This window comes from Salisediminibacterium halotolerans, from assembly GCF_003814815.1.
Lineage (GTDB): Bacteria > Bacillota > Bacilli > Bacillales > Salisediminibacteriaceae > Salisediminibacterium > Salisediminibacterium halotolerans.
In genome coordinates, this window is record NZ_RKQQ01000004.1 from 255,897 (window position 1) to 275,663 (window position 19,767).

23 protein-coding genes are annotated in these 19,767 nt (G+C 47.1%); 18 read left to right on the top strand and 5 right to left on the bottom strand.

Going from position 1 to position 19,767, the window contains the following annotated elements:
* Positions 1-17 precede the first annotated feature (17 nt).
* The 7 genes from EDD67_RS09370 to EDD67_RS09400 all read left to right on the top strand — a co-directional run bounded on the left by EDD67_RS09370 (position 18) and on the right by EDD67_RS09400 (position 6,005).
* Entirely contained in the window at positions 18-716 is a 699-nt protein-coding gene (locus EDD67_RS09370; protein WP_093073049.1) for a TVP38/TMEM64 family protein, read from the top strand.
* 155 nt (positions 717-871) lie between these two features.
* Complete coding sequence (locus tag EDD67_RS09375; protein ID WP_093073048.1) at positions 872-2,089, top strand: ABC transporter substrate-binding protein; 1,218 nt, start codon at positions 872-874, stop codon at positions 2,087-2,089.
* On the top strand, positions 2,079-2,960 hold the full coding sequence (locus EDD67_RS09380) for an ABC transporter permease (RefSeq protein ID WP_242006059.1): 882 nt from the start codon (positions 2,079-2,081) through the stop codon (positions 2,958-2,960). Before EDD67_RS09375 ends, EDD67_RS09380 begins: the two co-directional genes overlap by 11 nt.
* Positions 2,957-3,757 carry an ABC transporter permease gene (locus EDD67_RS09385; RefSeq protein WP_242006058.1) on the top strand — a complete coding sequence of 267 codons (801 nt, stop codon included), beginning with the start codon at positions 2,957-2,959 and terminating at the stop codon, positions 3,755-3,757. The genes EDD67_RS09380 and EDD67_RS09385 overlap by 4 nt, the downstream gene beginning before the upstream one ends.
* A gap of 13 nt (positions 3,758-3,770) precedes the next feature.
* The gene (locus EDD67_RS09390) at positions 3,771-4,751 is read left to right on the top strand and encodes an ABC transporter ATP-binding protein (RefSeq protein WP_121440583.1); all 981 of its coding nucleotides are present in this window, start codon (positions 3,771-3,773) and stop codon (positions 4,749-4,751) included.
* 14 nt (positions 4,752-4,765) lie between these two features.
* Positions 4,766-5,362, top strand: a complete 597-nt coding sequence (locus EDD67_RS09395) for a CDP-alcohol phosphatidyltransferase family protein (RefSeq protein ID WP_121440582.1) — start codon at positions 4,766-4,768, stop codon at positions 5,360-5,362.
* A 133-nt stretch (positions 5,363-5,495) separates the two neighbouring features.
* A complete protein-coding gene (locus EDD67_RS09400; RefSeq protein ID WP_158638263.1) occupies positions 5,496-6,005 on the top strand; it encodes a FixH family protein in 510 nt (169 codons plus the stop codon).
* A gap of 200 nt (positions 6,006-6,205) precedes the next feature.
* Here EDD67_RS09400 and EDD67_RS09405 read toward each other — a convergent pair whose 3' ends face one another.
* Positions 6,206-6,445 (bottom strand): hypothetical protein, encoded by a 240-nt coding sequence (locus EDD67_RS09405; protein ID WP_123875834.1) that lies wholly within the window; start codon positions 6,443-6,445, stop codon positions 6,206-6,208.
* 147 nt (positions 6,446-6,592) lie between these two features.
* On the opposite strand from EDD67_RS09405, the gene treC reads away from it, so the two are divergent.
* Positions 6,593-8,284 (top strand): alpha,alpha-phosphotrehalase, encoded by a 1,692-nt coding sequence (treC, locus tag EDD67_RS09410; protein ID WP_242006057.1) that lies wholly within the window; start codon positions 6,593-6,595, stop codon positions 8,282-8,284.
* A gap of 22 nt (positions 8,285-8,306) precedes the next feature.
* On the top strand, positions 8,307-9,023 hold the full coding sequence (gene treR / locus EDD67_RS09415) for a trehalose operon repressor (protein ID WP_121440580.1): 717 nt from the start codon (positions 8,307-8,309) through the stop codon (positions 9,021-9,023).
* Positions 9,024-9,279: 256 nt separating this feature from the next.
* Here the strand turns inward: treR and EDD67_RS09420 are convergent, their stop codons facing one another.
* From EDD67_RS09420 to EDD67_RS09430, 3 genes are all read right to left on the bottom strand, one after another.
* The gene (locus tag EDD67_RS09420) at positions 9,280-10,155 is read right to left on the bottom strand and encodes a hypothetical protein (protein WP_121440579.1); all 876 of its coding nucleotides are present in this window, start codon (positions 10,153-10,155) and stop codon (positions 9,280-9,282) included.
* Between the two features lie 60 nt (positions 10,156-10,215).
* Positions 10,216-10,443 carry a PLDc N-terminal domain-containing protein gene (locus EDD67_RS09425; RefSeq protein ID WP_158638266.1) on the bottom strand — a complete coding sequence of 76 codons (228 nt, stop codon included), beginning with the start codon at positions 10,441-10,443 and terminating at the stop codon, positions 10,216-10,218.
* 121 nt (positions 10,444-10,564) lie between these two features.
* Positions 10,565-11,494 (bottom strand): TIGR01777 family oxidoreductase, encoded by a 930-nt coding sequence (locus EDD67_RS09430; protein WP_121440577.1) that lies wholly within the window; start codon positions 11,492-11,494, stop codon positions 10,565-10,567.
* A 121-nt stretch (positions 11,495-11,615) separates the two neighbouring features.
* Here EDD67_RS09430 and recX point away from each other — a divergent pair, with 121 nt between their 5' ends.
* Both recX and EDD67_RS09440 read left to right on the top strand, forming a co-directional pair.
* A complete protein-coding gene (gene recX, locus EDD67_RS09435) occupies positions 11,616-12,434 on the top strand; it encodes a recombination regulator RecX (RefSeq protein WP_158638262.1) in 819 nt (272 codons plus the stop codon).
* A 74-nt stretch (positions 12,435-12,508) separates the two neighbouring features.
* Positions 12,509-12,832 (top strand): YfhH family protein, encoded by a 324-nt coding sequence (locus EDD67_RS09440; RefSeq protein ID WP_093075163.1) that lies wholly within the window; start codon positions 12,509-12,511, stop codon positions 12,830-12,832.
* A gap of 20 nt (positions 12,833-12,852) precedes the next feature.
* Here the strand turns inward: EDD67_RS09440 and EDD67_RS09445 are convergent, their stop codons facing one another.
* Complete coding sequence (locus EDD67_RS09445; protein WP_093075166.1) at positions 12,853-13,839, bottom strand: metal-dependent hydrolase; 987 nt, start codon at positions 13,837-13,839, stop codon at positions 12,853-12,855.
* A gap of 72 nt (positions 13,840-13,911) precedes the next feature.
* Here EDD67_RS09445 and mutY point away from each other — a divergent pair, with 72 nt between their 5' ends.
* The 7 genes from mutY (at position 13,912) to ntdP (ending at position 19,699) form a co-directional block, all read left to right on the top strand.
* On the top strand, positions 13,912-14,961 hold the full coding sequence (gene mutY, locus EDD67_RS09450) for an A/G-specific adenine glycosylase (RefSeq protein ID WP_121440575.1): 1,050 nt from the start codon (positions 13,912-13,914) through the stop codon (positions 14,959-14,961).
* A 19-nt stretch (positions 14,962-14,980) separates the two neighbouring features.
* On the top strand, positions 14,981-15,739 hold the full coding sequence (locus tag EDD67_RS09455) for an SDR family NAD(P)-dependent oxidoreductase (protein ID WP_121440574.1): 759 nt from the start codon (positions 14,981-14,983) through the stop codon (positions 15,737-15,739).
* 79 nt (positions 15,740-15,818) lie between these two features.
* On the top strand, positions 15,819-17,426 hold the full coding sequence (locus tag EDD67_RS09460; RefSeq protein ID WP_121440573.1) for a gamma-glutamyltransferase family protein: 1,608 nt from the start codon (positions 15,819-15,821) through the stop codon (positions 17,424-17,426).
* Positions 17,427-17,440: 14 nt separating this feature from the next.
* Positions 17,441-17,995 (top strand): chromate transporter, encoded by a 555-nt coding sequence (locus tag EDD67_RS09465; RefSeq protein ID WP_093075178.1) that lies wholly within the window; start codon positions 17,441-17,443, stop codon positions 17,993-17,995.
* Positions 17,992-18,522: a chromate transporter gene (locus EDD67_RS09470; protein ID WP_121440572.1), complete on the top strand. Its 531-nt coding sequence runs from the start codon at positions 17,992-17,994 to the stop codon at positions 18,520-18,522. The genes EDD67_RS09465 and EDD67_RS09470 overlap by 4 nt, the downstream gene beginning before the upstream one ends.
* A 162-nt stretch (positions 18,523-18,684) precedes the next feature.
* Positions 18,685-19,152 (top strand): DUF3939 domain-containing protein, encoded by a 468-nt coding sequence (locus EDD67_RS09475; RefSeq protein WP_121440571.1) that lies wholly within the window; start codon positions 18,685-18,687, stop codon positions 19,150-19,152.
* A 16-nt stretch (positions 19,153-19,168) separates the two neighbouring features.
* Positions 19,169-19,699 carry a nucleoside tri-diphosphate phosphatase gene (gene ntdP / locus EDD67_RS09480; protein WP_121440570.1) on the top strand — a complete coding sequence of 177 codons (531 nt, stop codon included), beginning with the start codon at positions 19,169-19,171 and terminating at the stop codon, positions 19,697-19,699.
* Positions 19,700-19,767: the final 68 nt, after the last annotated feature.

The window sequence follows — 19,767 nt, forward strand, 5'->3', positions numbered from 1 at the left end:
AATAAGGAGTGAATGGTATGTCTGATAAAAATAAGTCTTTAATGAAAATTGTCGGATTGGTTGCTGCGATCGGAATTGTCTTCCTGATATTTTGGCAGACCGGTGCGATCAAATACTTTCAAAATATCGAAGCGATGCGTGAAGTGATTGAAGGATTCGGGGTTGCAGGTTACGCGATCTTTGTCGGCGCGTTTATGTTCTCCGCTGTGTTCTTGCTTCCCGGGGCGATTTTCCCGATCGTCGGCGGTGTGGCATTCGGACCGATCCTCGGCGGCATTCTCTCGCTTGCAGGAGCAACTCTGGGTGCGGCAGCCGCGTTCTTAGTCGCGAAATACTTGGCGCGAGAGATGATTTTGAAGAAATTTAAAGGGAATTCTATTTTTGAAAAGATCGATAAAGGCGTTGAAGAAAACGGCGGAAGCTTTTTGATCCTTACCCGGTTTGTGCCGGTGTTTCCGTATAATGTGCAAAACTACGTTTACGGCTTAACCCGACTCGGCTTTTGGAAGTTTACCATTGTTTCGGCGATCACGATGGCGCCAGGGGCGATGATCTACGCATTTATGGCCGGACAGATTGCCAGCGAAGGCGTTTCGACAACGCTTGTGCTGCAATTCGCCGGAGCGGGTGTGATTTTATTCCTCCTCTCCCTTGTGCCGAAAATATTTGCAAAGAAAAAGGGTATCGATATTGAAGAATTAAAAGAAACTTCATAATAAGAGTTTGAACTGGGAGCGTTCGACATTAGCGAACGCTCTTAAGTTTATCTTGCAAACGAATGGAAATCAGGACTTGAATCCAAAGGATACTGCTTTTTTACAAACAAATAAATGATATAATTTTGGTGGATTTAAACAAAAGGGGTGCAAAAATGAAAAAAGTATGGTTTTTAGGGGTAACTGCTTCATGTATACTGGCCGCCTGTTCGTCTGAAGACGAACAATTAAGCGCAGATGAATTGGCAGAGAAGGACTGGGATGCGATTAAAGAATCAGCCGAAGGCGCCGAAATCGGCATGTATATGTGGGGCGGCGATGACAGTGTGAACCGTTATATCGATGATATTGTCGTCCCGCATTTAGATGAAAACTATGACGTTACACTGGAGCGGTATCCGATGGATGCGCCGGATTTTTTAAACCGTCTGATGTCGGAGAAAGAAGCCGGAGACCAAGACGGCACGGCTGACGTTCTGTGGATTAACGGCGAAAATTTCCGCACGGCGAAGCAAAATGACCTGTTGTACGGTGAATTCACGCACTTGCTTCCAAATATGGAAGAGTATATTGGCGATGAAGCATCGTTTGTTCATATCGATATGGGAACTGAAATCGAAGGGTACGAAGCACCGTGGGGTAATGTTCAGTTTGCCTTTCAATACGATGCCGACCGTGTCGATGACCCGCCGAGCACAATGGATGAATTGATCGAGTGGTCGATCGACAATCCCGGTGAATTCACGTATCCGAACGTGAATGATTTTACCGGCAATTCGTTTATCAGCCATATGCTTTATTCCGTTGCTGACAGTCCGGATGAACTGGAAGAGTATGATGAAGAATGGCTGCGTGCGAATGAAGAAGAACTTTGGTCGAAACTGAATGATTTTCAAGATTCGTTATGGCGGGAAGGTCAAACGTATCCGGATGATCTGTCCCAGCTCGATCAAATGTATGCAGACGGAGAAGTATCATTTACGATGGGCTTCAATGAACACCGGGCAGAAAGTATGATCGAAGACGATGTCTTTCCCGAATCAACGGAAACGATCTTTTTAGAAGAGCCGGGTTCGATCGGAAGCACGCATTATTTATCGATGCCGTTTAATACAACGGAACCGGAAGCCGCCCTCATTGCGATAAATTATATGATCAGCGCTGAAGCGCAAATCAAAAAACTCGACCCGAGTTTATGGGGAGAAGGCCATGTGCTGGACAGCGATTTACTCTCTGAAGAGCAGCAAGCTGAAATCGAAGAACACTTAGGTGATGATGCGGTCGAGGCGGACGCTGACATCATTTTGCCTGAACTCGATTCCCGCTATCACGACTGGATTATTGACCGTTGGGAAGAGGAAGTTGTTCAATAACACCCCGTTAAAGCGTTTTTCCGCTTTCGGTTACCTGCTTCCGGCATTGTCCGTCATTTTATTCTTTGCAGGATACGGTCTTTACAGCGCTTTTCGCAACAGCTTGCATTTAGGAGAAGAAAGGCCGTTGTTTGCGTCTTACCAAGAATTATTACTCGAATCGCCGTTTTGGGAGTCCGTATCGATCAGCATCTGGGTCGCCTTTTCATCAACGGTCATTTCGCTTGTGATCGGGATCTTTTTAACGAGACGTCTGGTGAGACTGTTTCAACGCGATGATTGGAAATTTGCTGCGTGGTTTCCGATGCTTCTGCCTCATTTTGTGGCAGCATATATCATTTATTTATTGTTTGCACCGAGCGGATGGTTTTCCTCACTGGCAGCGCAGATCGGCTGGATTGATACGATGAGCCAGTTTCCGGTGCTCGTAAACGATCCGTTGTATACCGGAGTCATCTTCACGTATGTCTTCAAAGAGATTCCGTTTGTGATTTTAATGATGCTGCCTGTCTATCAAGAAATGGATCTTCGTTATGAAGACGTCAGTAAAACGCTCGGCGGCAGTGATTGGACCGTGTTTAAAACGGTGGAAGTGCCGTGGGTTATGCCGGTGTCCTTAGAAGTGTTTTTGATTTTATTTGTATTTGTCCTCGGAGCCTTCGAAGTGCCGGCGCTTTTAGGTGTGACGTATCCTAAAATGCTGCCTGTGCTTGCTTATGAATGGTTTTATCAGGCCGCATGGGCAAACCGTCCGCTCGCTCAGGCGATGATGGTTCTGTTATCAGCTGTCTCGCTCCTTGCCGCTTTTTTGATACTCCGCTTCACGTATAAATGGCGGTCGCACTGGGCAATGAGGAGGGAAGACGTATGATAGCGAAAAGAGACCTGCAGAAAATTTTTTGGCTGCTGTTATTGTTTCTGCTCTTTATTGCTCCGGCGCTGTTGATGTTTTGGCGCAGTTTAAGTCCCGGCGCCGTTTGGCCGGAACTTTTTTCCGGAGAATGGAACTTTCGCGCTTGGCAAGTGATTTTTAGTGACGGAAATATCATAAATGCGCTGATTAATACGGTGCTGATTGGGGCAGCGGTAGTATTAATCAACTTTTTGCTTGCCGTGCCGGCAGCGTATGGACTGGCGCGCTTTAACTTTAAAGGCAAGCCGCTGATCGAATCCGTGATGATGATGCCGATTTTAATCCCGGTATTGGCAATTGCGATGGGCATGCACATTACCATGATCCGGATCGGTTTGACGGACACGATGACAGGGGTTATTTTAATTCATTTAATGCCGACACTCCCCTACGCGATCCGCGTGATGAAAAGCGGGTTTGACCGCCTTTCGATTACATGGGAAGAACAAAGCGCTGTACTTGGCGTCGGCCGGTTTCGAACGTTTTTTACCACGCTGATACCGTTGCTGCTGCCGAGTATCCGCAGTATGGCTGTGCTCGTATTTGTTATTTCCTTAAGCCAATACGTTTTGACGTCGATTATCGGCGGCGGTCAAGTATCGACGCTTCCGCTGATCTATTACCCTTATTTTAACAGTGCTGACAGTGCTGTCGTGGCAGGGTTCTCAGTGATTTTCGTCTTGTTGCCGATGTTGTTTTTCCTTGTATTTGAAGGGTTAATCCGCTTGTATTTATCCGCTGTTCGAAGTGCGTGAGGAGGCTGAAAAAATGTTAATGGAATTAAAAAATGCAAGCAAGTCTTTCCGTGATACGGAAATTTTTCACGATTTAAATTTACAAATCACCGAAGGATCAGTGATGAGTCTTGTCGGCCCTTCAGGGTGCGGCAAGTCGACGCTTCTTAGGGCAGTGGCGGGATTGACGGCGCTTTCAAGCGGACAAATATTGATTGAAAATGAAGACATGACAACTGTAAAAGCTGAGAAGCGGCCGGTTGTCATGATGTTTCAAGACCCGCTGTTATTTCCTCACTTAACGATTTTAGAGAATGTGACGTACGGTTTGAAATACGGACGCAACAAAGTTAATAAGACGGAGCGGATCAAACGGGGCCGGGAGCTGCTTGAAAAAGTAGAGCTGGAAAGTTATGAGAACCGTTATCCAAATCAGTTGTCCGGAGGGCAAAAACAGCGCGTTTCACTGGCAAGAGCGTTGATTTTAAACCCGTCAGTCATTCTGTTAGATGAACCGTTCAGCAGTCTCGACCCGGAACTTCGCCACTCGATTCGCACATGGGTGCGCAGTTTTTTGAAAAGGGAAAATGTCACGGCGTTATTCGTGACGCATGACCGGGAAGAAGCGATGATCCTCGGCGATCGAATCGCGATAATGAAAAACGGGACGTTTTGTCAAGTCGGTTCTCCTGAAGACATTTATCATCACCCAAAGACAGACGAAGTAGCAGATATGTTTTCGGAAGGAATCATTTATAAAGGAGAATTTATTTCATCAGGCCGACTGAAGATTAAAACTGCAGATGAACCGGCAGCTGAAGAAACGGCGCTGGGCGCGGTTATTAACTACCGTATTTATAAATACGGGTTGCCGTTTTACGCTGTCACGATCGAAGTGTCCGGACAAGAAGTCATGATACACAGCGATCAGGCATGGAAGCGGGAAGATGAAGTGATGATTGCTTTTCGGCCGGAAGCGACGAACGAATTAACAGCGGTGGAAAGCGAGAAATAAAAGGGTGTGACATCATGCTAGACTCAAATGCGCGTCAATATATCCAGCCGGTTGTCGACACGTCGGCGGATCTATTTTTAAAGCGGGGATTTACCGCAAATCAAGTTACGGTTATATCATTTATTATCGGTGTGTCATCAGGGATGTTCGTCTATTTTGAGATGACAGTGACAGCGTTAATTGTGTTGTGGCTGTCGGGTTTTCTCGATGTCATCGACGGCACGATGGCGCGGAAAACAAAACCGTCTTCGTTCGGTACGGTTTTAGATGTCAGTTTTGACCGATTAGTCGAAATCAGTGTCATTTTAGGGCTGGCATTTCGTTATCCCGATGCAATGTGGGTCATGCTCTTGTTGAGTGTATCGATCATTTACTGTATGACGATCTTTTTGTCGGTAGGAGCGGTAGCCGAACAAAAAGGGATTAAAACGTTTTACTATCAGTCGGGTTTGGCGGAGAGAACAGAAGGATTTATTCTGTTTTCACTGATGATCATTTTTACCGATTATCTTATTTGGATCGGGCTGATTTTTCTTGTTGTTGAAATTATCACTTCGCTGCAGCGGCTCTTGGAAGCAAAAAAGATCTTACACGCCCATGAAGGACGATAACGAAGCAGCGATTGTTTTGTGAAATTCAAGTGAAGTATCAGGATTTGAATAGTAATTGGAGTGTTTTGTATAGTATCATGCACTTATTGGTATTTTAATATTATAAATAGTGATAAGTGCGGAGGCGATGAGATTGAAACTAGGAAGTTTAATTGTTTTAACAGCAACACTGTTGGCAGCTTGCGGTGAAAATGACAATGACTCTGAACCGGTAAACGTAGATAATATTAACATGGAAGAACTGGAAGCAGAATTAATGATTCCTGCAGAAACGGAACCGGGCGCAGAAGAAACACTGGAAGTTGAAGTTACCCAAGGTGACGAGCTCGTTGATGATGCCAGTGAAGTGATTTTTGAAGTGTGGATTGAAAAGGAAAAAGATGACAGTGAAATGATCGAAGCTGAACTGCCCGGTGATGAGGGACGTTACGAGGTGAGCTACACATTCTCGGAAGAAGAGGCCTATTTTGTGCAGCCGCACGTCACGGCGCGGGGCTCGCATGTGATGCCGGTCGAATCTGTTCTTGTCGGCGATGCAGAACTTGAGGATGATCACGATACAGAAGAGTGGGAAGAAGGCGACATGGAAGACCATAACAGCCACGGCAATGATGAGGAAAATCACGCCGAGAACAATCACTAAATAATCAGCTGAGACCGCCGGAACGCCGGCGGTCATAGACTGTAGACAAACTATATTTTTATGTCAGCCATGAATCCACTACCCTCCGCTTGCCCCGGGCAAGGACTCAGCTAGTATTCGGCGGCCCGAGGCCGCCGAATACGGATCTTCGTCTCTTGCTTTCCCGGAGGCGTCGGAGGAGTGGATGCATGGCTTCTTTTTTATGAATACACACCATTCAAAAAAGGAGGATGACCCAGCATCCCGGCTTTCTCCTGCGGGAAAGCGAGAGAGGCGAGACCCTGCAGGGCATAAGCCCGAAGCGGCTCGGCGCTCGCCCGCGGACTAGTAAGACACGGCGAAGTCTTTTTGAGCCGATGTCGCAGTGATACCTTCAGGTGAAAGAAGCCGGACGATGCGTCGTCATCCGTTCCTTTTAATAGGACATCGATCGATGTCACGACTTTGTCGACACTCTGAGACCGCCGGAACGCCGGCGGTCATTTTTTATTTGGAAATAAACTTGAACGTCATGTATATACAAGTTACAATAGGCGTATGATAGCGTTTTACTGAAATGGCAAGTTAAACAGAATGGAGGTATCTGTATGGAAATAACGATGAACGAGTGGTGGCGGCGCTCCGTTGTCTATCAAATTTATCCGCGCAGTTTTAATGATACGACCGGAAACGGAATCGGCGATATCCCGGGGATTATTGAAAAGCTCGATTATTTAAAAGAACTCGGTGTTGATGTGATCTGGCTGACGCCGGTATATGCCTCTCCGCAAAATGACAACGGCTACGACATATCGGATTACTTCAGTATCCATCACGAATTCGGAACGATGGAAGATTTCGACCGCTTGCTTAAAGAAGCGCACAGCCGCGGGTTGAAAATCATTATGGATTTAGTTGTCAATCATACGTCGACAGAGCATCAATGGTTTAAAGAATCGTTAAAAGATCAGAACAACCCTTACCGCAGTTATTATATTTGGAAAGAACCCGTAAACGGAGGAGAACCGACCAATTGGCAGTCGAAGTTCGGCGGGAATGCTTGGGAGTTTGATGAAACGACGGGCGAGTATTATCTTCACTTATTCGATGTGACCCAAGCGGATTTGAATTGGGAAAATCCCGATGTGCGCAAGGATATTTACGATATGATGCATTTTTGGTTTGAAAAAGGCATCGACGGGTTTCGGCTCGATGTCATTAACTTAATTTCAAAAGATCAGCGCTTTCCAAACGATGACGGTTCTGTTCCGCCGGGGGACGGCCGGAAATTTTACACCGACGGCCCGCGCGTCCATGAATTTCTCAATGAGATGAACCGCGAAGTGCTGTCCGATTACGACGTTATGACGGTCGGAGAGATGAGCTCAACAACGATTGACGACTGTATTAAATACACGCGGCCGGACCGAAACGAATTGAATATGACGTTTAATTTTCATCACTTGAAAGTCGACTATCCGGACGGAGAAAAATGGGCGATCGGGAAAATGGACTTTCATGAACTGAAGCGGATCTTGTCTGAATGGCAGACAAGAATGCATGAAGGCGGCGGCTGGAACGCGCTGTTTTGGTGCAATCATGACCAGCCCCGCGTTGTGACACGCTACGGCGATGACGGCGCTTATCATCAGCGCTCGGCAAAAATGCTTGCGACAACGATGCACATGATGCAGGGCACCCCTTACATTTATCAAGGCGAAGAATTCGGTATGACGGATCCGAAATTTGAATCGATTGACGATTTTCGCGACGTCGAAACGCTGAACATGTACAAAGAAAAAATCAACGCCGGTGTTCCGGAAGATGAAATTTTGCGCGTAATTCAAGCAAAAAGCCGCGATAATTCCCGCACACCAGTACAATGGGACAGCAGCCGAAATGCCGGTTTCAGTGACGGCGAGCCGTGGATTCCGGTGGCGCCGAATTACGAGCAAGTTAACGCCGAACAAGCGTTAAACGACCCGGAGTCAATATTTTATTACTATCAAAAATTGATCCGCCTGCGTAAAGAAATCGATATTTTGACTTATGGAGATTATACGCTGCATTTGCCGGAAGATGACCGTCTGTTTGTCTTCACGCGCAGCTGGAACGGCGAGAAGCTCCTCGTTATCAGCCATTTCTATGAGGGGACGGCTTCGTTTAACGCTGGATCGATTGTTAATCTGGATGACTATGAATCTGAAATGCTGATTGCCAATACCGAGGGCAAACCGTTAACGTCTGAAATGGAGATCGGCCCATACGAGAGCATTGTTTATCACTTAACTAAAGCGTGATAAACTGATAACGGTGATGATGATGCAAAATAAATATATTCAGATTTATAAGCAGATTGCAGAGGAAATCTCCGAAGGACACTATAAACCGAAAGAGAAACTGGCCTCGGAGCATGAGCTGATGAACGCTTATAAAACGTCGCGCGAGACGATCCGCAAAGCGCTCAACCTTTTGGCACAGAACGGTTACATCCAAAAGATCCAAGGGAAAGGGTCGATTGTGCTCGACAGGCAAAAGTTTGACTTTCCTGTGTCCGGACTTGTCAGTTTTAAAGAGCTTGCCGGGAGCTTAGGCGATAAACATCAAACTCACGTAGAAGAACTTGCTGTGATCGATGCGGATGACTATTTGATGTATCAGCTGCAAACACCTCCGGAGACTAAGATTTGGAAGGCGCTTCGTGTCCGGGAAATTGACGGGGAACGGATTATTCTCGATAAAGATTATTTTCTGCAGTCGAACGTTCCTGAATTAACAAAAGAGATTTGTGAAGTATCGATCTATGATTATTTAGAGAACGATCTCGGGCTGACGATCAGCTTTGCTAAAAAAGAGATTACCGTGGAAGAACCGAGTTCTGAGGACCGGCGGCTTCTTCATTTAGAGGGTTTCTCTAATATTGTCGTTGTAAAAAACTATGTATACTTGGAAGATGCGACATTGCTTCAATATACAGAATCGCGGCACCGGCCGGATAAATTCAAATTTGTTGATTTTGCCCGCCGCTCGCATAAATAATTTAAGAGCCCGTCAGGTTATCCTGACGGGCTCTCAATTCGTTAAATAAGTAAGCCGCGCAGGCACTCCTCCGACGCCTCCGGGAAAGCAAGTGACGAAGATCCGGCTTCGGCGGTCCAAGACCGCCGAAGGCTAGCTGAGTCCTTGCCCGGGGCAAGCGGAGGTTAGCGGCTGCGCGGCTTACGTCAAAATTCTAGTTTGTTTGCAGTTTAAGAGCCCGTCAGTTTTATCCTGACGGGCTCTTTTCGCTTGTATTTTATGAGCTTGTTTGCGACCTAAGGATATCGGCAATTGAGCGGCGCAATTCTTTGTTGGAAATCGTCTTTGACAGCCACTCTTTGTTCGTAAGCGCTGTTTCTTCTTTGACCCGCTGCAAAAGACGGGATAATAAATGTTTCATCATCGAAGTGTAATGAACGTGGTCGATTTTGTACGACTCTTGCAAAATCGATTCCACCGCTTCACGGTTGTTCACATCGACATAATCAGCGGCCCGGGCGAGAAATTCGGAGAGAATATCGCCGTTTTCGACGCTGATGTAGGCAACAGAGACTTTTTCGACCAGTTCCGGATGCTCTTGGACATGATTGGCGAGAAACGGAATGTAATCATCAAGCCGGTGTTTGGCGAGAAAATCGAAACTTTTTATCGGGTTCGCTTCTTTTATCGCTTCGGTCAAGGCAATCATAATTAACGACTGTGATGATTTGCCGTCGGCGTTTTGGAGTGCGATCAACCGCGATGGCCATTGATGTTTAATATCTTCGAGGTGTTCGTCCTTCAAATACTTCATAATATTATCGTTTTTCTTTTTCGCTTCGCCTTCAGGTTTTAAAGCGTCGTGCAAATCATCTTGGGTGACTTTATGCTTTTTCTTCCGTTCAGCGATTTCTCTGTAATGCTCCATCGCTTTCGCAGAGTCTTCCGTCGTTTTGTTGGAAAGAAAGAACGAATCTAAAAATTTCCCGTCTTTATCCATTACAGCGAAGATCGCCGGAACATCATGATCGAATAACAAAACATGGATTTTACGGGGCGGTTTAAAGTCTTCGTATTTAATGACATAGCAGCGTTGACTGTTTTTTTCTAAGAACACTTTCTTTCCTAAATAACTTGGGGGTAAATGAGACATGTGACGTCACCCTTCCTTTCGAAGGTAAAATTCTCTCTCGTACAGGTGCATGCGGCCTTCTCAGCCTTCGTAACGTATGATCAGGTAGGCAATAAGACCAATAATGGGGAAAAACAATGTGCCGAGGAGCACAATGATATTGAATTCTTTGCTGTTCCCTTTCCGCTGCGAATCGCGGTATGCCCAGATGCTCGTGAGGATGTTTAATAGAAATAACGTAAGCGCAATGACAATGATGATTCCGAACAGCGTAAACGGATCAAATTGAAAAAATAACGATTTAAACATCATGCGGTTGATCCTCCTAAACACCTGTATATATCTATCATACCTTTCTGAACGCGAAATGTGTAGGGGGAATAGTTAAAAAGAAAGACTCACCGGCAAAAATGGCCGGTGAGTCTCATCATTATTTCGCTTTAGCAGTTTGTTTCGACGGCGATTCAATTAAGCTGTCGAGTGCTCCGTACAATTGCGGATAATCAAAGACAAAGCCGTGCGCCTGCAGTTTTTTCGGCAGCGCTTTTTGACTGCTGAGAACGAGCTGGCTCATTTCACCGAGTGCTCCTTTTAAAAGCAGGCTCGGAACCGGCGCCCAAAACGGACGGTTCATCACATCAGCGAGGGTGCGGCCGAAGTTTTTCATTTTTTCCGGGTTCGGCGCGGTGAAATTGACCGGTCCGTCAATTGCCGTATTTTCGATGCAAAACTCGATTGCTTTCGCTACGTCATCAACATGAATCCACGACATCCACTGTTCGCCGGTGCCGAGCTTACCGCCGGCATAAAAACGAAAGGCGGGAAGCATTTTTCGAAGCGCTCCTTCGTAAGGATCGAGAACGACTCCGAAACGCGAGTAAACGGTCCGCACGGCGGCCGGTGCTTTCGCAGCTGTCTCTTCCCATTGTTTGACAACATCCGCCAAGAAGCCTTCACCGGGTTCGTCAGACTCCGTGAAAATTTTTGTGAACGATGAGCCGTAATAGCCGACAGCTGAGCCGTTAATAAACACTTCCGGCTTTTTTTCCAGCGCGTGAATAATCCGGACAGATTCTTCCGAAGCTTCAATGCGGCTGTTTAAAATTTCAGCTTTCTTTTTTTCCGTCCATCGCCCGCTGTTTAAATTCTCGCCGGCGAGGTTGATGAACGCATCAATCCCTTCTAAGTCTGTTTCGGGGCGTGTTCCTTCTTTGAGCCATTCCACATAGCTGAGCCCTTCACCGGCTTTTTTATTGCTTTTATTCCGGGTTAAAATGACAACATCGTGGCCTTGTGTGATGAACCGCTTTAATAACGATTGTCCGATCAGTCCGGTTCCTCCGGCAACAGCGATCTTCATGCTATACCCCTCCTGTTGGATAATGTATGATAAAACTGACGGTGTTTTGACTAAGGTGCACTATATCTTTTCCTTCTTTAAACACTTTTCAAACCAAGATATGACAGGGAGGACATGCGATATGCCCGTTATCAGTAAAATTACAGCTGCAAAAAAAACTGCGGGACGCTACCATATTTACCTTGACCGCAGCGGCAATGACGAATATTCATTTTCTGTCTCTGAAGACCTGCTCGTTCGCGAGCAGCTGTTAAAAGGGAAAGAATTGACCGAAACTGAAGTCAGCGATTTGAAAAAACAAGATGAAATTGACCGCGCTTATCAAAATGCGGTCAATTATATCAGCTACCGGATGCGATCTGTGCATGAAGTGCGCTCGTATTTAGCCGATCGGGAAGTGCCGGAAGAAGAAATCGACTCAATTATTGTTTCTTTATCTGAACGGGGGTTTTTAGATGACGAGTCTTTCGCCTTTTCATACGTGCGAACGAAACGCGATACAGCGAAAAAAGGTCCTTCGCTGATAGCGAGGGAGTTGAAAGAAAAGGGTGTTGACGCAGCTTTAATCGAGCGTGCTCTGCAGGAATATCCGTACGAGATGCAGCTTGATGATGCGATCCGCTTTGCGGAAAAAAAGCAAACCGCTTACCAAAAAGAATCGAAGCGTAAGCGGGAAGAAAAACTGATGCAATTTCTGATGCAAAAAGGCTACAGCACCGAAGTTGCCAAAAAGGCCGTTACAGAAGCGAACTTGGAAAACGACGAAGAGACGGAGTTTGCAGCGTTGCAGGCAGCAGCTGAAAAAGTGTGGCATAAACAGCGCAATAAAGAGGGGTGGGAAAAGAAACAGAAAGTGAAGCAGCACCTTTACGGAAAAGGGTTTCCCGGTGAATTGATCCAGCGCTGGATCGAAGAAAAGGAAGAGACGGAAGAAAACTGACCGGCAAGGTTCTTTTCAATCCAGTGTGAAGCATCTATAATGAACAGCAAAATCATGGCGGAGGATTGAGTGCGATGCAGAAAAAATACAGCGAGATGTCGATGGCCGAATTGCAAACGGAAATCGGCGAACTGAAGGTGAAAGCGCAAAAAGCCGAACAACAGGGGATGATTAATGAATTTGCCGTGCATGAACGAAAAATGTTGATGGCGCAGGCGTACTTGCTTGATGCAGATGCTTTTAACGCCGGTGAACGGTACGCATTTAAAGACGATCCCGACGATTATTTTGACATTGACTACATGAACGGTGTGTTTGCCTGGGGGCACCGAAAAAACGCGGATCAACAAGAGGCCGTGCCGATTTCGGTCTTTGGCAAGCAACTGCCGAAAAAATAAAAGCTGCCGAACGGCAGCTTTTACGAACGCGAAGGAGCGTGAGACAATTTACGCTTTAAAACATCGGTGTTATAGATCCAACCTGTGTAAGAATTCAAGATCTCAAGGTTTTCATCTAAGCGGACGATCGCAACGAACGGGTAATACCCTTTGCTGCGGTAGCGCAAGTCGACGAATTTAACAGAATACCCGTGTTCTTCGATCGAGACCGCCCAGCGGTAGGCCGGCGAAAAAGACAGAAAGGCGCTTAAATTTCGATCGTGTCTTGCCGCATTGATGACCGGATCGTCAGGAATCGGTTCAAACGGGTACGTTTCAAAGTAGTTAATGTTTCCGCGCCGGTATTCAGCGACATACATAATTGTGTTGGTACGGACGACGATATGCCACTGATGCCACTTAAATGTCGGCGATGTAAAAATATGTGTGGCGTCAGGATGGCGCCGCTCCATCTCTAAATAAACGGCGCGCTGCGCTTTAATACGCCAGACGTAATAACCGATTAATAAGATGTACAGCGTCAAAAACGTCCAGCCCGGATCAAAGCCGATGCGCCAAAGCGTGATGGCGGCGATGTGCGCGAGGAAGATAAACGGATCGAGAATATTAATCACCCCGAGGGCGATCCATTTGGAATAAAACGGTGAGTAAGCCTTCGTACCGTAGGCGTTAAAAATATCGACGAATACGTGTAAAAAGACAGCGAAAAACACCCACGACCATAAATGAAACAGGTTAATATTCGGCATGATCGAATCGAGGCCGAGAGTAATGATTGTCGGCCAGATAAACCAAAACGGAATCGAATGGGTCACACCGCGATGATTGCGGATGTATACAGCATTGTCTTTTAATTTCAGAACGGTATCGAAATCGGGGGCTTGCGAGCCGATGATGACACCGATCAAGGCTGCCTGCGTCATTTCCGGACTTTGAGCGACAACCGGATCGAGCGTGGCAATCCCTCCGACAGCAAACCCCATGACGACGTGGGTGCCTGTATCCATTGAAGTTTCCTCCTTTGCGCTTGCTCATTAAACCATACCCGAAACTATTGTCATATAAAAGGAGAATGTAATGTGAAATCGATCGATACGCGCGGATTTCAACAAGATTTATTAGGCTGGTATCACAATAATAAACGAGATTTGCCGTGGAGAAAAGACGGTGATCCATATAAAATATGGGTATCAGAAATTATGCTCCAGCAAACCCGTGTCGATACGGTGATTCCGTATTTTAATCATTTCATGCGGCTTTTTCCGACGATCAAAGATCTCGCGGAAGCGGATGAAGAAACGGTGCTGAAAGCCTGGGAAGGATTAGGCTATTATTCACGGGCGCGCAATTTGCATACTGCAGTGAACGAGGTTCAAGAACAATACGGCGGGGTGATGCCTGCTGATCCGGTTTCGATCCGCAAGTTAAAAGGGATCGGTCCTTATACGGCGGGAGCGATCTCCTCGATCGCGTTTCATTATCCCGAACCTGCTGTAGACGGCAATGTTATGCGCGTCTTGGCGCGGATATTTACGATTTATGATGATATCGCCAAAAACGGGGCGAGAAAACGGTTTGAAGCGATCGTTCGCGAGATCATTGCCGAAAACGAAGCAGCCGATTTCAACCAAGCTTTAATGGAGCTCGGAGCGATGATTTGTACACCGCGCGACCCGGACTGTCACAGCTGTCCGGTCGCTGATCACTGCTATGCAAGGGAAGAAGGCGTGCAAGCCTATTTACCGGTCAAAGCGAAAAAGAAACCGCCGAAAAACGTCTATCTTGATACGTATGTCGTCGTCAACGCCGGCGGCGAGCTGTTGATTGAACAAAGGTCCGACACAGGGCTTTTGGCAAAGCTGTGGCAGTTTCCGATGACGGAAAAAGAGCAAGAACAGGAAAAACTGCAAGACGAAGGCAATTATGTGCAGCACGTGAAGCACGTTTTTTCGCACTTAGTTTGGGAAATGGATGTTTATCTTTTACAGATCGGTGAAGAAGAAGAACAGACGTGGCTTGATGCGAACGATCGCAGAAAGTTTGTCCACCCGGATGATTTAACGCTTTATCCGTTTCCGGTTTCGCATCAAAAGATTATTGACGGGGCGATCGCCGCCAATATGAATTAATTTATAAGGAGTGATTGAAATGGATCTGCGTTTAAAAGGGAAAAATGTACTTGTGACGGGAGGTTCGAAAGGAATCGGCAAAGGTATTGCCGGAGCCTTCTTGCGTGAAGGGGCGAATGTTGCTGTCGTCGCCCGCGGGTTGGAAGCTTTGGAAAACGCGCAAACTGAAATGCCTGAACTGCGGATTTTCCAAGCAGATATTACTGATGAAACAGCCCGTGACAACGTTTTCAAGAAAATCGAAGCAGATCTCGGCAAAATTGATGTGCTTGTCAATAATGCCGGCGGAAGCAGCGGCGGCTCGGTAATGGATACGTCGCTGGCAAAGTTTGAAGAGGCAATGCAGCTGAATTATCATTCTGCTGTGCATTTCAGCAAATTGGCGGCAGAAACGATGGAAGCGAACGGCAGCGGCTCAATCATTAACATTTCCTCAATATTCGGCCGCGAATCGGGCGGGAAACCGACGTATAACAATGCGAAAGCGGCGATGATCAGTTTTACGAAGGCATTTGCGGACGAAATGATTAAAAAAGGCGTCCGTGTCAACGGTGTAGCGCCCGGGTCGATCTTGCATCCGACCGGCAATTGGCAGAAGAAGCTCGACGAAAACCCGGAGAAGATTCATCAATTCGTTCAAGAAGAAATCCCCGCCGGGCGTTTCGGAACGGTCGAGGAAGTGGCGGATGTTGTCACGTTTTTAGCCAGCGAACGCGCCCGCTGGGTTGTCGGAGCAACACTGAATGTTGACGGCGGCCAGTCGCGCGCCAATTTTTAATAAATTCTCCGGCGGCGTTCTTTCGTGAAGCGAAATATGATAAACTGAGAAAAATAATTGATGAAAGGCGGATCAGCCGATGTATGATGCACTGACATACCCTTATGCTTCACAAAGAACGGTTACATATGGAAAAAACGGCATGGTGGCCACGTCGCAGCCGCTGGCGAGCCAAGCAGGACTCGAGATATTAAAGCAAGGAGGCAATGCCATTGATGCGGCGATTGCTACTGCTGCGTGTTTGACCGTCGTTGAACCGACATCGAACGGGATCGGCAGCGATGCGTTTGCGCTTGTTTGGGTGAAAGACAAGCTTTACGGTTTAAACGGCAGCGGTCCGGCGCCGCAAGCGGCATCGATTGAAGCGGTAAAAGAAGACGGAACAGAAGACATGCCAAAATTCGGCTGGAAGCCTGTCACTGTGCCGGGAACACCGGCTGCTTGGGCAGAACTGTCCGAGCGCTTCGGCAAGCTGCCGTTTGCTGATCTGTTCGTGCCGGCGATCCGCTATGCAGAAGAAGGCTTTCCGCTTAGTCCGGTGCTGGCAGAATCGTGGAAAAAGGCCGTTTCTGCGTATAAAAAGCAGTTTAACGGCAGTGAATTCAACCCGTGGTTTGAAACATTTACATTTGACGGCCGCGCTCCGGAACCCGGAGAACTGTGGTCTTCGCCGGGGCACGCAGATACGCTGAGAAAGATTGCCGACACGAACGGCCAATCATTTTACAGCGGCGAATTGGCGGAGCGGATCGAGGCTTTTTCCAACCAGTACAACGGGTTTTTACAAAAGAGCGACTTAGAAGCTTACCGTCCGGAATGGGTCGAACCGATAGCTGTCCATTACAAAGGGTACGATGTGTGGGAAATTCCGCCGAACGGACAAGGGATCGCAGCGTTAATGGCGTTGAATATCTTAAAAGAAGATTCGTTTTCAACGCGAGAAGACGAGTTAACGTACCATAAACAGATTGAAGCGATGAAGCTGGCGTTTGCTGATGCAGAAAAATATGTGAGCGATCCGAAATGGATGACACAAAACCCGGCTGATATGCTGAGTGACACCTATGCAGCCAAACGTCGCAGCGAAATCGGTGAAGAGGCGCTGACTCCGGAAGCAGGCGATCCGTCAACAAGCGGAACGGTCTATTTAGCGGCAGCTGACGGTGAAGGGAACATGGTGTCATTTATTCAAAGCAATTATATGGGTTTTGGTTCCGGCATTGTTGTCCCGGAGACAGGGATTGCTTTGCAAAACCGCGGGCATAATTTCAGTATGGATCCAGCGCACGATAATGCGCTTTATCCCGGCAAAAAAACGCTTCATACGATTATCCCCGGATTTTTGACAAAGAACAATCAAGCGGTCGGTCCGTTTGGGGTGATGGGCGGATTTATGCAGCCGCAAGGACACTTGCAAGTCGTTATGAATACCGTTGATTTTAACTTAAATCCGCAAGCGGCGATCGATGCTCCCCGCTGGCAGTGGATGAAAGATAAACATGTCATGTTTGAAACGGGTGTGCCGAATGATATCGTGAAAAACTTGGCGCGGCGGGGCCATCAGGTTGAAGTGTCTTACACGCAGGCGCCGTTCGGGCGGGGTCAGATTATTTGGCGCGATCCGGTCACAGGCGTTTTAGCCGGCGGTACAGAGGCACGGACAGACGGCGCCGTGACAGCGTATTAGAAAGGTGAGAAAGAATGAACCATCGTGACATGTTTTACGCTTTTTTTCGCGTCGGAATGCTCGGCTTCGGCGGCGGTCCGGCTGCAATTCCGATCGTGGAAAAAGAAATCGTCGAAAAATACAAGCAAATGGAACAAAAGGAGTTCGGCGATATGCTCGCAATAGCGAATACGCTGCCGGGACCGATTGCGACGAAGCTTGCCGGCTATATCGGTTACCGTTTGCTGGGGACGGCCGGGATGATAAACGCCTTGATCGCTTCGGTGTTTCCGACGGTGCTATTGATGATTCTTTTACTCGTTACGCTCAGCTCATTTCGCGATTACGCCTGGGTGGAGGGGATGACGCGCGGCGTTATGCCCGTTGTAACCGTGCTGCTCGGTGTGCTGACGTGGGGTTTTTTTGCCAAGTCAAAGCAGGATTTAGGCTGGCTGTACGCGCTCATCTTATTAGGCGGATCTGTGTTAGTGATTCAAGGGTTCGGCCTTCATCCGGCCGTATTGATTGCTGCGCTGATTTTGTTTGTCTTTATGAAACGGGAGCGGCCGAAAGCGGGTGAGGCCGGATGATTTATTGGGAAATTTTTCTCGCTTTTTTCATCCCGGGAATTATCGGGTACGGCGGCGGTCCGGCGACGATTCCGCTGATCGAACACGAAGTGGTCCATCGTTATGAGTGGATGGCGACGAGCGAATTCGCGGAAGTGCTGGCGATCGGCAACTCGCTTCCCGGGCCGATTGCGACAAAAATGGCCGGCTACATCGGCTTTCAGGAAGCGGGTGTACTGGGCGCTGGCATTGCCTTGTTTGCCACGATAGCCCCGTCATTAATTTTAATGATTATTTTACTCAGCGTGCTGATGAAATTTAAAGAATCCCCGAAAGTGAAATTGCTCTCGCAAATTGTCCGTCCGACGATTGCGGTTTTGCTCGGGGCGATGACGTACCGGTTTGCGGAAACGTCCGTTGTCGATTCAGGCTGGGCGCACAGCCTATTTCTTGTAATTATCAGCTACTGGCTGATCGAAAAGCGTAAGCTGCATCCCGCTTGGGTCATCGGCGGCTCGCTTATATACGGCGGCATTTTCTTAAGCTGAACGTTGAGCCCGAAACAATTTGTTTCGGGCATTTTTTTCAGTGATATGTTCGCACTCATTTCATAATCGTCAGAAGAGTAGTATAATAAAAGGGATCATAAGCAGAATGGACCTAGGATTCATCAGCGGGTGCCTTACGGCTCGGCAGATGGGAGGAAGCATATGTTCTTCCGTAAACGAAAAAAACAAGTTGAAGAGAGTTCAGAAAAAGGTAAGAATATTGAAATAATCAGTGTATCGATCGAGGAGATGCGCAAAGCGGTGAATGCGTTTGCGGCCAATTTGGATGATCATATTCCGCTTCGCAGCATCATTAAAAGCGACCATCAAATTGACACTGAGCTGTTGTATTCCTATCTCGGCGGACAGCCGGATAAAACGTTTTATATGTCAAAAGAGACGTATGAAATTTTTGAAGAGCCGGATTTGCCGATGTATATCGATCAAGTTCAAATTGCCTGTGACCAATATGTATTGGAAACAGGCAAAGAACCGCTTGTCGCCGGGAATAAAGACCGAAAGATCAATTATTTCAAACTAAAACATTATTTGCATGAAACTCCTCCTTTTGATTTGTATCTGCACCCATTAGACCGTATGGTTACCCATCGTAAACCTGGCGATTCCTAAAGGAAGGAGGAAAGACGTGGATTTTCCGAAGACCGGAAGCAATATTGAAGTGCAAAGTTATAAACACAACGGTCAGCTCCACCGCATCTGGGAAGAAACGATTGTGTTGAAGGGAACGTCTCATGAAGTGATCGGCGGAAATGACCGTATTTTTGTCCATGAATCAGACGGAAGGAAGTGGCGGACAAGGGAACCGGCGATTTGTTATTTTTCGGCTCATCACTGGTTTAATGTTATCGGAATGATCCGAGATGACGGCGTGTATTATTATTGCAACCTTGGCACTCCGTTTACATACGATGAAGAGGCGTTAAAATACATTGATTACGACTTAGACGTGAAAGTGTTCCCGGATATGACGTATCGCTTGCTCGACCAAGACGAATTCAAATTGCACGAAAAGGAAATGAATTATCCGAAGGAGCTTGAAGGTATTCTTCATCATGCAGTCGATGAACTCGTTACGTGGGTGAGCCAGCAAAAAGGCCCGTTCTCCCAAGGGTTTATTGAATACTGGTACGAACGGTTTTTGCATTACCGCGGATAATTCGACATGTTTAACGGACCTTTGCGGCAAGCTGATGGCGCGGGGTCCGTTTTTCTTATCGCGGTTTG